Below are 13,056 nucleotides of genomic sequence, written 5' to 3' on the forward strand. Positions count from 1 at the left end.
AAGCGCTCAAGCCAATCCGAGTGCGATCATGACCTCACCTTCGGGCTCGACGCCCACCGAGGCGCAAGCCTTCCTCGACGCCCATCCCGAGATCGAGGCCTTCGATATCGTGCTGACCGACGCCAATGGTGTGGGGCGCGGCAAGATCGTGCGCCGGCATGAGCTGAAAAGCATTTTCGAGGGCGGCCGGCATATGCCGATCTCGATTCTGGGCCTCGACATCACCGGCGAGGATGTACACGAAACCGGGCTGATCTGGGACAGCGGCGACGGCGATCTGAGGGCCTGGCCGATTCCGGGCACGCTGGTGCCGCTTTACGGCACGAAGCCACCGCGCGGCCAACTGCTGATGACGATGTACCATCTCGACGGCCAGCCAATGTCTTCGGACCCGCGGCTGGCGCTGGCCCGGCAGGTCGACATATTGGCCGCCAAGGGGCTCTATCCCGCTGGGGCCTTCGAACTCGAGTTTTTTCTGCTGGCCAATGAGCGCGATGCCGACGGCAAGGTGCAGCCGGCGCGCGCGGTGCTCGATGGACGCGTCTCGGGCAAGACCGAAGTTTATTCAGTCGACCATCTGCACGGCATGGAGCCGTTGTTCTCAGACATCTACGCCGCCGCCAAGGCGCAAGGCATTCCGGCCGAGACGGTGATTTCCGAATATGCGCCCGGCCAGTACGAACTGACGCTGAATTACCGCAAGAACGTGATGCGGGCGGCCGACGATCTGGTCATGCTGAAGCGGCTGGTGCGGGCGCAGGCGCGCCGCCATGGTGTTACCGCCTGCTTCATGGCCAAGCCGATCGAGAAATATGCCGGTTCCGGTATGCATTTCCATGTCTCGCTGCAGGACAAGGTCGGCCGAAACGTCTTTGCGGAAGCCGCCGGCGAGAGCTGGTCGCTGCCGCTGCTGCGTGGCCTCGGTGGGCTGATCCAGACAATGGCGGAATCAATGCTGGTGTTTGCGCCGCATGCCAATTCCTGGCGGCGCTTCGTCTCGCAATCCTATGCGCCGGTGGCCCCGAGCTGGGGCGTCAACAACCGCTCGGTGGCGTTGCGCGTGCCAGCGGGCGATGCGAAGAACCGGCGCATCGAGCATCGTCCATCAGGTGTCGACGCCAATCCGTATCTGATTGCCGCGACGGTGCTTGCCGGCATCGTCAAAGGCCTCGACGAAGGGCTCGATCCTGGCCCCGAAACGACCGGCAATGGCTATGAAGCGGCCGTCACCCGCACGACCATGCCGGCCGATTGGCGGGCCGCCATCGAAGCGGCCAGGGCGTCGAGCTTCCTGAAGGGCGCGCTCGGCGATGACCTGCACCGCACCTTTGTGGCGATCAAGCAGTCCGAGTACCTGCGCGTGGCGCGCACAGTGAACGAGCTGGACTATCATCTTTATCTGCACGAGGTCTGATGCCTGAGACCGGCGGCGATCACTTTTTTCGCCGTCACCATCAAAAGATATGGCGCATTGGCCTTCCAGAACATATCATGAACGGATGAGCGCACTCCCTGTTCGTGAGAAACTGGCGATACTGTCCGACGCCGCCAAATACGACGCCTCCTGCGCCTCATCGGGCGCGGCGAAAAAGGATTCTTTGAAATCCGGCGGCATCGGCTCCACCGAAGGCATGGGCATCTGCCATTCCTACGCGCCGGACGGCCGCTGCATTTCGCTGTTGAAAATCCTGCTTACCAATTTCTGCATCTACGACTGCAGCTATTGCATCAACCGCTCGTCCTCGAATGTCCGGCGCGCCCGCTTCGGCATCGACGAGGTGGTGAAGCTGACCATGGATTTCTACCGGCGCAACTATATCGAAGGACTTTTCCTGTCCTCGGGCGTCATCCGTTCGCCTGACGAAACCATGGGCGAGATGGTCGAGGTGGCGCGGCGGCTGCGGCTGGAAGAAAAATTCTCCGGCTATATCCATCTCAAAACCATCCCCGAGAGTTCGGCGGAGCTGATCGAGAAGGCCGGGCTCTATGCCGACCGCTTGTCGATCAATGTCGAGTTGCCCACCGACGAGGGCGTGAAGAAACTGGCGCCGGAGAAGAGGCCGGAGACAATCCGGCTTTCGATGGCCAATTTGCGTCGGAAAATGGAGGAGAAAGCCGAGCCGACATTGCGGACCAAAAAACGCGAACGATTCGCGCCGGGCGGCCAGTCGACGCAGATGATCATCGGCGCGGACAAGACCACCGACGACGGCATCCTGCATGCTAGCGCCCGGCTTTATGGCAGCTACCATTTACGGCGCGTCTATTACTCGGCCTTCAGTCCGATCCCCGATTCCTCGTCATCGCTGCCGTTGCGGAAGCCGCCGTTGATGCGCGAACACCGGCTCTACCAGGCCGATTGGCTGATGCGCTTCTACGGATTTTCGCAGCCTGAAATTTTGGCCGGCAGCAGCGATGGCATGCTTGATCTCGCTATCGATCCGAAACTTGCCTGGGCGCTGCGCAACCGGGGACGCTTCCCCGTCGACGTAAACCGCGCCGACCGCGAAGCGCTGCTGCGCGTGCCTGGCCTGGGAACCAAGGTTGTCGCGAAAATTCTCGAAACCCGCCGCTACCGGCGATTGCGGCTCGAGGATGTCGGCCGGCTCTGCCATTCGATCGCCAAGCTCAGGCCCTTCATCATCGCCGAAGGCTGGTCGCCAGGCGCGCTCACGGACAAGGCCGCACTGCGCGGCAAGATCGTGCAATCCTGCGAACAACTAGCGCTGTTTTGACGATGCGGCCGGCCGAATTCGACCTCACCCGCCACACCGTCTGGCTTGAAAGCCAGACCGACTTCGCCGGCTGGCGCGACGCGGCTCGGCGGCTGGCGTTAAATGAGGTCAGACCCGAGGACGTCAGCTGGCGTGTCGTAGCCGGTCTCGACCGGCCGCCAAGCGACTTGCCTGACGTGCCGCAAGGCGCTGAGCTCATTGTGCCGCGCGATTTCATCGGCCACGCCGAGACCGCCTTCTGCCATTCCGATCCCGGACGTTTCGCCTTTCTCTACAGGCTGCTGTGGCGGTTGCGCATCNCCGAGACCGCCTTCTGCCATTCCGATCCCGGACGTTTCGCCTTTCTCTACAGGCTGCTGTGGCGGTTGCGCATCGAGCCCAAATTGCTGGCGATCGCATCGGATCCCGACACCAAACGGCTTGAAACCATGGAAAGGGCGGTGCGGCGCGACAGCCACAAAATGCATGCCTTCGTCCGCTTCCGGAAGATCGGCGTCGGCGAGGATGAGCGCTATGTCGCCTGGTTCGAACCCGACCATTTCATCGTCGAGCGCAATGCGGATTTCTTCGTCAGGCGTTTTACCGGCATGCGCTGGACGATCCTGACGCCTTACGCGTCCGCCGATTGGGATGGCGAGAGGCTGGCGATCGGGCCCGGCGCGGCCAAGGGGGATGCGCCAGACAAGGACGATACCGAGACGCTGTGGAGGACTTATTTCGAGAACATCTTCAATCCGGCACGCCTCAAGGTGAAGGCCATGCAAAAGGAGATGCCGAAAAAATATTGGCGGAACCTTCCCGAGGCCTCGCTCATTCCTGACTTGATCGCGGGAGCGGACAAGGCCGCCAGGGATATGATTGCGAAGATACCGACGACGCCCGCGCCGCACCACGCCAAAGTGCAGGCGAGGCACTGGCCGAAGCATCAACCAGCCGAAACGCCTGATGACGGTGACGCGCACACGGTTTCCGAATTGCGCGAGGCCGCCAAGGGATGCCGCCGCTGTCCGCTTTGGCGCGATGCGACGCAGACCGTATTCGGCGAGGGGCCTGACAACGCCAAGGTGATTTTCGTCGGCGAACAGCCGGGCGACCAGGAAGACCTCGCCGGCCAGCCGTTCGTCGGCCCGGCGGGCAAGGTCTTTGATGCCATATTGGACGATGCCGGGGTCGACCGGCTGAAAGTCTACGTGACCAACGCGGTCAAGCATTTCAAATTCGAACCGCGCGGAAAACGCCGAATCCACTCCAAGCCGAATGTCGGCGAGGTCCAAGCCTGCCGCTGGTGGCTCGACCACGAGTTTGAACTGATCAAGCCGAACCTCGCGGTGGCGCTCGGCGCCACGGCGGCACTATCCCTGCTTGGCAAGGCGATCCCGGTGACCAAGATGCGGGGCCAGGTGATCGAACGCGAGGATGGCTTGCGTGTCTTTCTCACCATCCACCCCTCCTTCATCCTGCGCATTCGGGATCACGCCGACAAAGAAGCCGAACGCGAGCGGTTTTTTCAGGACATGAAGCAGGTAAAGAAGCTCATGGCAGCTTGATTTACCGGTTTAGCGAACGAGAATTGCTCGGAGATCATTCACGTTCGTGCCGGTCGGGCCGGGCACGAAGAGATCGCCGACGGCATTGAAGGCCGTCCATGCGTTGTTGCCGGCCAGCATCGCCTTGGCATCCACACCTGCCGCGCGCATGCGCGAAACGCTCGAACCATCGGCGAAGGCGCCGGCATTGTTTTCCGAACCGTCGATGCCGTCGGTATCTGCGGCAAGGGCGTGAATGCCTTCGACGCCGTTGATGCCGATGGCGAAGGCAAGCAGGAATTCCGAATTGCGGCCACCCTTGCCTTTGGCCCTCAGCGTCACGGTGGTCTCCCCGCCCGAGAGGACCAGAACCGGCTTTTGAAAGGGCCGGTTGCGCGTCGCCATTTCGCGGGCGATTGCCGCGTGGACGCCGCCGGCAACCGTCAGGCTGCAATGGCCATGGTCGCTGAGATAGNAGGACCAGAACCGGCTTTTGAAAGGGCCGGTTGCGCGTCGCCATTTCGCGGGCGATTGCCGCGTGGACGCCGCCGACCTCGCGTGCTTCGCCTTCGATGGCATCGGAAAGAATGACGGCTTCGATGCCTTGCCGCCTCGCTTCCACCGCTGCCGCTTCCAGCGACACGCCAGCTGATGCGATCAGATGCACCTCGTTGCGCGCAAAGCGCTGATCGTCAGGATCGGGTGCGTCAGCCGCCGGCGACTGGATATGCGCCATGACCACGTCCGGCAGCTTCATGCCATAGGCTGTTATCGAAGCCAGGGCATTCTCACGGCCGCCAACATCGGGAACGGTTGGGCCGGACGCCACAAGGGCCGGATTGTCGCCGGGTATGTCGGAGACCACCAACGATACCACCTTGGCCGGCCAGGCCGCTGCAGCCAGCCGGCCGCCTTTGATGGTGGAGAGGTGCTTTCGGATGGTATTCATCGCCGCGATCGGCGCGCCGGAGGCGAGCAGCGCCTCGTTGACGGCGATCTCGTCGGCCAGTGTCAGGCCGGCGGCCGGAGACGGCAGCAGCGCCGAACCGCCGCCGGAAATCAGCGCCACGACCAGATCGTCCGCTGTCAGCCCTTGCACTTTTTCCAGCAGGCGCCGCGAGGCCTTGAGCCCGGCGGCGTCCGGCACCGGGTGCGCGGCTTCGATGATCTCGATGCGCTCGCATTTGGCGCCATAGCCGTAGCGGGTGACGACCAGGCCCTCGATCGTGCCCTCCCAGATCTTCTCGAATGCCGCCGCCATCTGCGCCGAGCCCTTGCCGGCACCGATGACGATGGTGCGGCCCTTCGGCTTTGCCGGCAAATGATGCCTGATGGTTCTCTCGGGATCGGCGGCCGCGACCGCCGCGTTGAAGATATCGGTGAGAAAGGACTTGGGGTCGAGCACGGTCATTCGGCCTCTGAAGGCAATGCCAGCCCGAGCCTATCGATGTCCAGGTGATCGCACAGCGCATCGACCACTACGCCATGATCCTGCCGCTCCGGCAGGCCGGACACCGCGATCACACCGATGACACCGGCGCCCTTGACCGTGACCGGGAAGCCGCCGCCGGCCAGCACATAGTCAGCAATATCCAGCCCCTCGCCGATCTTGAAGGTGCGGTCGGGGCGCTGCTGCTCCAGCACCAGCCGGTAAGTGCTTCCGAGATAGCGCTTCACGACATTGATCTTGCGCCGCGCCCAGTCGGGGTTGGAAGCATTCGAACCAGGCATCGCCGCATAGAACAGGGGCCGGTCCCATAGCCTGATATCGACTATGATCGGCAGGTTCTCGGCTGTTGCACGACCACGGATGGCCGAACCGATCTCGAAGGCGACAGCCTCGTCGAAGGCCGTGAAGACAAGCGTCTCTTCCTGTCTCTTGATCAGAGCGATGTCGTCAGCAACGGCCATGTCGTTCCCCTGTCAACTTCGCCGCACGCTTTGACCGATGGCTGCCGCCGGGTCAAGCAGGGAACACGCCGCTGCGCTAAATTGCGATGTCGCTCCTGGCAGGCCGCCCCGCGACATACACCTCGCGCACGGCGCGGTCGTCTCCGAGCGTCTGCAGCAGGAACAGTTCCTGCGCCAGCGTCTCGACCGTTTCCATCCTAAGCCGCATCGCTGGCGTCGCCCTGGCATCGAGCACGACGATGTCTGCATCGGTGCCATCCTCCAGCGTCCCGATCCTGTCCACTACCGACAGCGCCTCGGCGTTGCCGCGCGTGATCTGCCAGAAGGACTGGAACGGGTTGAGCTTCTCGCCATTGAGTGCGATGACCTTGTAGCCCTCGTCCATGGTACGCAGCATCGAATAGTTGGTGCCGCCGCCGACATCGGTGGCGGCAGCGATGCGCAATGGTTTGTCGCGGCGGCGAAAGCGCTGATAGTCGAACAGGCCGGAGCCGAGGAACAGGTTGGAGGTCGGGCAGAATACCGCCACCGAACCGCTGTCCGACAGCGCGTCCGCCTCACGCTCCGACAAATGGATGCAATGGCCGAACAGGCTCTTTTTGCCAAGCAGCCCGTAATGTTCGTAAACATCGGTGTAGTCGCGCGACCAGGGGTAGAGCTGTTGCGTGAAGGCGATCTCGGCGTGGTTTTCCGACAGATGCGTCTGCATGTGCAGGTCGGGATGTTCTCGGCACAGCGCGCCGGCCATCTCCATCTGCTCCGGTGAGGAGGTGATGGCGAAGCGTGGCGTGATGGCATAAAGCTGGCGGCCCTTGCCGTGCCACTCGGCGATCAGCGCCTTGGTGTCGTCATAGCCGGATTGCGGCGTGTCGAGCACGCCTTCGGGCGCATTGCGGTCCATCATTACCTTGCCAGCGATGTTGAGCATGTCGCGCGCGTGCGACTCGGCGAAGAAGGCTTCCGCCGACGCCTTGTGCACCGAACAGTAGGCGGCGACCGTCGTGGTGCCATGGCGTACCGTCTCATCAAGGAACAGGCGCGCGACCCGGCGGCCATGCTGCGCGTTGACGAATTTTGTTTCCTCGGGAAAGGTGTAGGTGTTCAGCCAGTCGAGCAGTTCGGCGCCATAGGAAGCGATGATCTGCATCTGCGGGAAATGCACATGGGCATCGATGAAGCCCGGCAGCAGCAGATGCGGCCGGTGATCGATCTTTTTTGTCCACTCGTCCGCCTGTTTCTCGACATCGGGGTAGGCGCCCGATGCAACGATCCTGCCGTGGGTTATCAGCAGGCCGCCATCTTCCTCGTAGCGCCAGGCGGAGTGGTCGTCGATGGCTTGCGGCCAGCGCACGAAGGACAGCGTGCGGCCGCGCAGAAGTGTCGAGGTCATGCTTATTTCCCCGCGCCTTCGAACCAGGCGACCAGCAGCGCCCGCTCCTTGTCGGTGATCTCTGTGACATTGGCGGGCGGCATGGCGTGGCTGCGGCCGGCCTGAAGGTAGATCTCGCGGGCATGATCGGCAATGCCCGCGTCCGTATCCAGCATCACCCCCTTGGGCGCGTGGTAGATACCCTCGTAGACCGGCTCCGCGGCATGGCACATCGAGCAGCGGCCAAGCACGGTGTCGCGCACCGCCGGGAAATGCGCCGAGGCGATATAGACTTGCGCCGAGGCGGAGGCCTTGGGTTCACCGGTCAGCACCTTCGGCACGGTCGACAGCCAGATGATGATGAGGAACACGACAAGGGCGCCCAGCCAGGTCCAGTGCGGGTTGCCGGCACGTTTGTGCACGCTGTTGAAATAGTGGCGGATCAAGACACCGATGATGAACACCAGCGAAGCGATGACCCAGTTGAACTGCGTTCCGAAAGCCAGCGGATAGTGGTTCGACAGCATCAGGAACAGCACGGGCAGCGTCAGATAGTTGTTGTGGAGCGACCGCTGCTTGGCGATCTTGCCGTACTTCGGATCCGGCTTGCGTCCTGCGATGAGGTCGGCGACGACGATCTTCTGGTTCGGAATGATGATCATGAAGACATTGGCCGACATGATCGTCGCGGTGATGGCGCCAAGATGCAGGAAGGCGGCGCGGCCGGTGAACAGATGCGTCAGCCCCCAGGCTATGAACACCAGCACGCAATAGAGCACCAGCATCAGGCCGGTGTCGCTTTTGCCGAGCGGCGAGCGGCACAGGAGATCATAGACCACCCAGCCGACGCCGATCGTCGCCATCGACAGCAGGATGCCTATTGGCACCGACATCGGCAGCACATTGGGATCGATCAGGAACAGGTCGGCTCCGGCGTAATAAACCACGCACAGCATGGCGAAACCTGACAGCCAGGTGGCGTAGGATTCCCACTTGAACCAGGTCAGATGCTCGGGCATCTCGGCCGGCGCCACCAGATATTTCTGGATGTGATAGAAGCCACCGCCATGCACCTGCCATTCCTCGCCGAAGGCGCCGACGGGCATGCCTGGTCGCTGGCGCAGGCCCAGATCGAGCGCGACGAAATAGAAGGACGAGCCGATCCAGGCTATGCCGGTGACGACGTGCAGCCAGCGCACGGCGAAGCTCAGCCAATCCCAGAAAATCGCGAAATCCATCATTGAAGTCGTCCCTGCCGATGACGCGACTTTAAGGTGTGGCGCGTAAACGGAAAGAGGCGAGGTGTGCGATGACTTTCAAAAAAAATTGGAAAATACTAGGCTGATCGCCGCAAACCGGCGAAGGTGCTCCGCATGGCCTATCTCGACAACATCGCCGTCTTCGTCCGCGTCGTCGAGCTCGGCAATCTGTCGGCGGCCGGGCGCGACATGCGCATTTCGCCGGCGGTCGCCTCCAATCGTATCAAGGAACTGGAGAAGCATCTCGGCGTCCGGCTGTTCAACCGCACGACGCGGCAGTTGATGCCGACCGAACACGGCACCGTGTTCTACTCGGGCGCCAAGCAGGTTCTCGAGGCGATCACCGAAGCGGAGGCGGCTGTCTCGGCGCTGTCGGGCCAGCCGCGCGGCACCATCAAGGTGACGGCGCCGCTCGGGCTCGGGCGCCGGCTGGTGGCCTCGGGCATTCCCGATTTTCACGACAAATACCCTGATATCGAGGTGCGGCTCAGGCTCTCGGACCACAATGTCGACATCATGAAAGAAGGCATCGACGTCGCCTTCCGGCTCGGCATCATCGAGGACTCCAGCCTTCGGATGCGCGGCATCATGGAATGCGAACGTGTGCTGGTCGCCGCACCCAAATATCTTGAGGCGCGCGGCGAGCCCATGGATCCGCAGGAATTGATCGCCAGAAAACATGACTGCCTGATGCTGCGCTATTCCGGCGCACGCGAATATGTCTGGACCTTGCAAACGCCGGCCGGCCAGCAAAAATTCGAAGTGCACGGGCCCTACGACACCGATGACGGCGACGTGCTGACCGGTTGGGCTCTGTCGGGACGCGGTATCATCAACAAGCCGCGCTTCGAGGTCGAGCCGTTCATCCGCGACCGGCGGCTGAAGGTCATTCTCGCCAGCACTCCGCCTACGCCGGTGCAATTCGCCGCCGTATATCCGCACAAGAAGCTGCAGGACCCCAAGGTGCGCCTGCTGCTCGACTTCATGGCGGAGCGCTGCCAGCGGCTGATCAAGGACATCCTGGCCGGCAAGTGACGGGCTCCTGGCCCATCGCATCCGGTTGCCTTGCCCGAAAGCCGGCCTAGGTTGGAGCCGGATGGCTGTGCGATGTCGCTGGCAGCCAGATAGGCCGCAAGATGCATTTCGCCGTTTCGCTCGATATTGCTTCTGTCGCAGGGCAGGCCGGCCCCGGCCGCTATGCGCGTCATGCGCACAGAGGCGACGACNGATGGTCATGATCTCGGATTCCTTGCCGGACGGCGAGCGGTCGACCAGCCCGTTCGAAGCAACCACCCTCGTCGCCGCGCTGGCGACCGTGACCGAAAAGATCGGCCTTGTCGCCGCGGCTTCGACCGTTGCTCACCAGCCGTACAATCTGGCGCGCCGTTTTGCTTCGCTTGACATCATCAGCCATGGCCGCGCCGGCTGGAATGCGACCATGACGCAAGCGCCAGACGAAGCGGACAATTTCAGCCGACCGGAAGAGTTCTCCGATGACGATTTTCGCCGCCGCGCCGAGGAATATGTCGCCGTCGTCCGGCGCTTGTGGAACGGCTGGGATTCGGACGCGCTCCTGTTCGACAAGAGCGGCGGCCGCTTCCACGACCCCGAAAAGATGCACCTGCTCGACCACAAGGGCGAATTCTTTTCCGTGCGCGGCCCGCTGAACGTCGCGCGCTCGCCGCAGCACACGCCGGTGCTGGTGCTGTCCGGCCTGTCGGAGGCCGACTTCGACATCGCCGCCCGCACCGCGGACGTCATAGTATGCGACGAATGGCCGGCGGCAGAGAGTAAGGCACGCTATGACGACTTCCGGCGCCGCGTTTCCATGTGCGGGAGCGAACCAGATACCTTGAAGGTGCTGACCTGCATATTGCTTCCCAGCGAAGGCATCACCGGGCTGGCCGACAGGCTGGAGGAACAATTTCGGGCGAAAAGCTGTGATGGGTTCAACATCGTGATGTCACCGGAGCCTGCGGTGCTCGATGATTTCGTCCATCGCGTTTTGCCGGAACTGCGGCGACGCGGCCTGTTTCGAGAGAACCATGTCGGAACAACCCTGCGCGCGCATCTCGGCCTTGCCAGCGGAGGTGACCGATGAGCGCGCGCATGAAGCTCGGCGCCTTCCTGTGGGCGACGGGCCATCACATCGCCGCCTGGCGCCATCCCAAGACGCATGTGACCGCTGGCATCGACATCGATCACTACATCGCACTGGCGCGCACGGCGGAAGCCGCCAAGTTCGACATGATCTTCTGCGAGGACGCCGCCGGCCTGCGCGAAGCCGATGTCGGCATCGCCAGCCAGACGTCGCGCTCGATCGGCTTCGAGCCGATCAGCCTGCTTTCGGCGCTGGCCGTCCAGACCAGCCGCATCGGCCTCGTGTCCACGGCATCGACCAGCTACAACGAGCCTTACGGCCTAGCGCGGACCTTCCTGTCGCTCGACCATCTGAGCGGCGGCCGGGCGGGCTGGAATCTGGTCACGTCGGCCAGCTCGATCGAAGCCGCCAATTTCGGTGCGACGGGCCTCAAGCCTCACGCCGACCGCTATGAGCGGGCGCGTGAGTTCGCCGAGGTTGTCACCGGGCTGTGGCACGGCAAGGTATCAGGCCATGTCGGCCAGAGTTTTTCGGTGCGCGACCCGCTCGACCTGCCGCCTTCGCCACAGGGCGCGCCTGTCATGGTCCAGGCCGGCGCCTCGGATGTCGGCCGTGATCTTGCCGCCCGCACCGCCGACGTGGTGTTTACGGCCGCACAGACCTTCGAGGAGGCGAAGGCCTTCTACGACGACCTCAAGGGGCGCATGGCGGCCCATGGGCGCGAGCCCGACGACATCAAGATCATGCCCGGCGTCGCGCCCGTGGTGGCGGAGACCGAGGCCGAAGCGCGCGAGAAATTCGAGGAATTGCAGGAATTGATCCCGGACGACGTCGGCGTAGCGCTGCTGTCCAGCTATCTCAGCATCTCCGACCTCTGGCGCTATCCGATCGACGGACCGCTGCCCGAACTGCCCGAGAGCGAGGGCATGAAAAGCCGCCAGGCCCTGGTCGTCGAGCAATCGCGCCGCGACGGTCTTTCCATTCGTCAGCTTGCGCGGCATTTCGCCGGGGCGCGCGGGCATTGGCGCATCGTCGGGACAGCGACCCAGGTCGCGGACGAGTTGCAGGCGCGGTTCGAAGGCGGTGCCGCCGACGGTTTCAACGTCATGCCGGCTTATTTCCCTGGCGAGCTCGATGCCTTTGCCACGCTGGTGGTGCCGGAACTGCAGCGGCGTGGCCTGTTCCGCATGGAGTATGAAGGCACCACGCTGCGTGCGCATCTGGGCCTGAAGCGACCGAGCTAGCCGGCCATCGCGTTGCCCTGCGGAGCGTGATGCACTGAGTTCGAGGCCGCGTTATGAACAATTAGCGCCGTCATGATCTCGGCGGCCGCCAGTGCGGCAATAACGGGCGGGCGCTTGTCCCTGATGGCGGCGCCGCCGATCGGCGAGACGAGGCGGGCGAATTCAGCGTCCGCGCCGTCCGCCGATTTCAGGAACCAGTTTCTGAATGTCGCCTTCTTGGTCTTCGAGCCGATCATGCCGACATAGGCCGCGTCACCGCGTTTAAGCGCCTCCGCGACGATCAGGAAATCGAGCGCGTGGTCATGGGTGAGGATGGCGAAGGCGGTGCCGGCCGGGGCGTTGCGCACCTCGGCTTCCGGCATCGGCGTCAGCCGCGTCTCGATGGTTTCCGGCATGCCTTCCAGCGCCTCCGCCCGCGTCTCGATGACGACACAGTGTACGGGAAGAAGCGCTACCGTGGACGCGAGCGCCTGGCCGACATGGCCGCCGCCGAAGATATAGACATGCGGCAGCTGCGCCTCCTCGGCTTCCGCCGCCGCAACCAGTTCGGCGGCCAGCGCCGCATTGACCAGCCGGATCAGCACCTCGACCCGTCCGCCACAGCACTGGCCAATTTCGGGGCCGAGCGGGACGTCAAGCGAGGCGCAGACTTCGTCGGCCTCGACGCGGGACGCCGACCGCAGGCGGTTCGATCCACCCGATGGCGCCACCATCCGCCGCGCCTTGTCGATGGCCATGTATTCGAGCTGACCCCCGCCGATCGTGCCAAAGATCGCCGCCGACGAAACAAGCATGAAGGCGCCCTTCTCGCGCGGCGTCGAGCCTTTGGTACCGGCCACTTCGACCAGGGCAAGTCGCGCGGCGCTGCCGAGAAAGGTTTTCAGGCTTTGCACGTTCGAGTTCATGGTTCA

Annotated in this window: 10 protein-coding genes and 2 pseudogenes; 6 read left to right on the forward strand and 6 right to left on the reverse strand. The window is 63.3% G+C overall.

Features of this window, described 5'->3' with window-relative positions:
• The first annotated feature begins 28 nt into the window (after positions 1 to 28).
• From X739_RS161180 to X739_RS161170, 3 genes are all read left to right on the forward strand, one after another.
• The gene (locus X739_RS161180; RefSeq protein WP_023792990.1) at positions 29 to 1,414 is read left to right on the forward strand and encodes a glutamine synthetase family protein; all 1,386 of its coding nucleotides are present in this window, start codon (positions 29 to 31) and stop codon (positions 1,412 to 1,414) included.
• An 85-nt stretch (positions 1,415 to 1,499) separates the two neighbouring features.
• Complete coding sequence (locus X739_RS161175) at positions 1,500 to 2,735, forward strand: putative DNA modification/repair radical SAM protein (RefSeq protein WP_023772390.1); 1,236 nt, start codon at positions 1,500 to 1,502, stop codon at positions 2,733 to 2,735.
• Positions 2,736 to 2,737: 2 nt separating this feature from the next.
• A complete protein-coding gene (locus tag X739_RS161170; protein ID WP_023792993.1) occupies positions 2,738 to 4,282 on the forward strand; it encodes a UdgX family uracil-DNA binding protein in 1,545 nt (514 codons plus the stop codon).
• A gap of 9 nt (positions 4,283 to 4,291) precedes the next feature.
• Here the strand turns inward: X739_RS161170 and X739_RS1000000171315 are convergent.
• The 5 genes and pseudogenes from X739_RS1000000171315 to X739_RS161155 form a co-directional block, all read right to left on the reverse strand.
• Positions 4,292 to 4,696: pseudogene (locus tag X739_RS1000000171315) on the reverse strand (MOFRL family protein); the annotation flags it as partial.
• Positions 4,697 to 5,045: 349 nt separating this feature from the next.
• A pseudogene (locus tag X739_RS1000000171320) lies at positions 5,046 to 5,672 on the reverse strand (DUF4147 domain-containing protein); the annotation flags it as partial.
• On the reverse strand, positions 5,669 to 6,172 hold the full coding sequence (locus X739_RS161165) for a heme-degrading domain-containing protein (RefSeq protein ID WP_023772387.1): 504 nt from the start codon (positions 6,170 to 6,172) through the stop codon (positions 5,669 to 5,671). The pseudogene X739_RS1000000171320 and the gene X739_RS161165, both read right to left, overlap by 4 nt.
• Positions 6,173 to 6,248: 76 nt before the next feature.
• Positions 6,249 to 7,562: a guanine deaminase gene (gene guaD / locus X739_RS161160; protein ID WP_023792995.1), complete on the reverse strand. Its 1,314-nt coding sequence runs from the start codon at positions 7,560 to 7,562 to the stop codon at positions 6,249 to 6,251.
• Positions 7,563 to 7,564: 2 nt separating this feature from the next.
• Complete coding sequence (locus tag X739_RS161155) at positions 7,565 to 8,782, reverse strand: urate hydroxylase PuuD (RefSeq protein WP_023792998.1); 1,218 nt, start codon at positions 8,780 to 8,782, stop codon at positions 7,565 to 7,567.
• Positions 8,783 to 8,914: 132 nt separating this feature from the next.
• Here X739_RS161155 and X739_RS161150 point away from each other — a divergent pair, with 132 nt between their 5' ends.
• From X739_RS161150 to X739_RS161145, 3 genes are all read left to right on the forward strand, one after another.
• Positions 8,915 to 9,835: a LysR family transcriptional regulator gene (locus tag X739_RS161150; protein ID WP_023772384.1), complete on the forward strand. Its 921-nt coding sequence runs from the start codon at positions 8,915 to 8,917 to the stop codon at positions 9,833 to 9,835.
• Positions 9,836 to 10,028: 193 nt separating this feature from the next.
• Positions 10,029 to 10,901 (forward strand): LLM class flavin-dependent oxidoreductase, encoded by an 873-nt coding sequence (locus X739_RS01000000165795; RefSeq protein ID WP_348625744.1) that lies wholly within the window; start codon positions 10,029 to 10,031, stop codon positions 10,899 to 10,901.
• Entirely contained in the window at positions 10,898 to 12,145 is a 1,248-nt protein-coding gene (locus X739_RS161145; RefSeq protein WP_023772382.1) for an LLM class flavin-dependent oxidoreductase, read from the forward strand. The genes X739_RS01000000165795 and X739_RS161145 overlap by 4 nt, the downstream gene beginning before the upstream one ends.
• Here X739_RS161145 and xdhC read toward each other — a convergent pair.
• The gene (gene xdhC / locus X739_RS161140; RefSeq protein ID WP_023793001.1) at positions 12,142 to 13,050 is read right to left on the reverse strand and encodes a xanthine dehydrogenase accessory protein XdhC; all 909 of its coding nucleotides are present in this window, start codon (positions 13,048 to 13,050) and stop codon (positions 12,142 to 12,144) included. The genes X739_RS161145 and xdhC overlap by 4 nt on opposite strands.
• Positions 13,051 to 13,056: the final 6 nt, after the last annotated feature.

It is taken from the genome of Mesorhizobium sp. LNHC209A00 (assembly GCF_000502915.1).
Classification (GTDB): domain Bacteria; phylum Pseudomonadota; class Alphaproteobacteria; order Rhizobiales; family Rhizobiaceae; genus Mesorhizobium.

Excerpts from the sequence above, each read along its gene's own strand:
- X739_RS161175 (WP_023772390.1), top strand. The coding sequence starts at position 1,500 with ATGAGCGCACTCCCTGTTCGTGAGAAACTGGCGATACTGTCCGACGCC.
- X739_RS161145 (WP_023772382.1), top strand. The coding sequence starts at position 10,898 with ATGAGCGCGCGCATGAAGCTCGGCGCCTTCCTGTGGGCGACGGGCCAT.
- X739_RS01000000165795 (WP_348625744.1), top strand. The coding sequence starts at position 10,029 with ATGGTCATGATCTCGGATTCCTTGCCGGACGGCGAGCGGTCGACCAGC.
- guaD (WP_023792995.1), bottom strand. The coding sequence starts at position 7,562 with ATGACCTCGACACTTCTGCGCGGCCGCACGCTGTCCTTCGTGCGCTGG.
- xdhC (WP_023793001.1), bottom strand. The coding sequence starts at position 13,050 with ATGAACTCGAACGTGCAAAGCCTGAAAACCTTTCTCGGCAGCGCCGCG.
- X739_RS161150 (WP_023772384.1), top strand. The coding sequence starts at position 8,915 with ATGGCCTATCTCGACAACATCGCCGTCTTCGTCCGCGTCGTCGAGCTC.
- X739_RS161180 (WP_023792990.1), top strand. The coding sequence starts at position 29 with ATGACCTCACCTTCGGGCTCGACGCCCACCGAGGCGCAAGCCTTCCTC.
- X739_RS161165 (WP_023772387.1), bottom strand. The coding sequence starts at position 6,172 with ATGGCCGTTGCTGACGACATCGCTCTGATCAAGAGACAGGAAGAGACG.
- X739_RS161155 (WP_023792998.1), bottom strand. The coding sequence starts at position 8,782 with ATGATGGATTTCGCGATTTTCTGGGATTGGCTGAGCTTCGCCGTGCGC.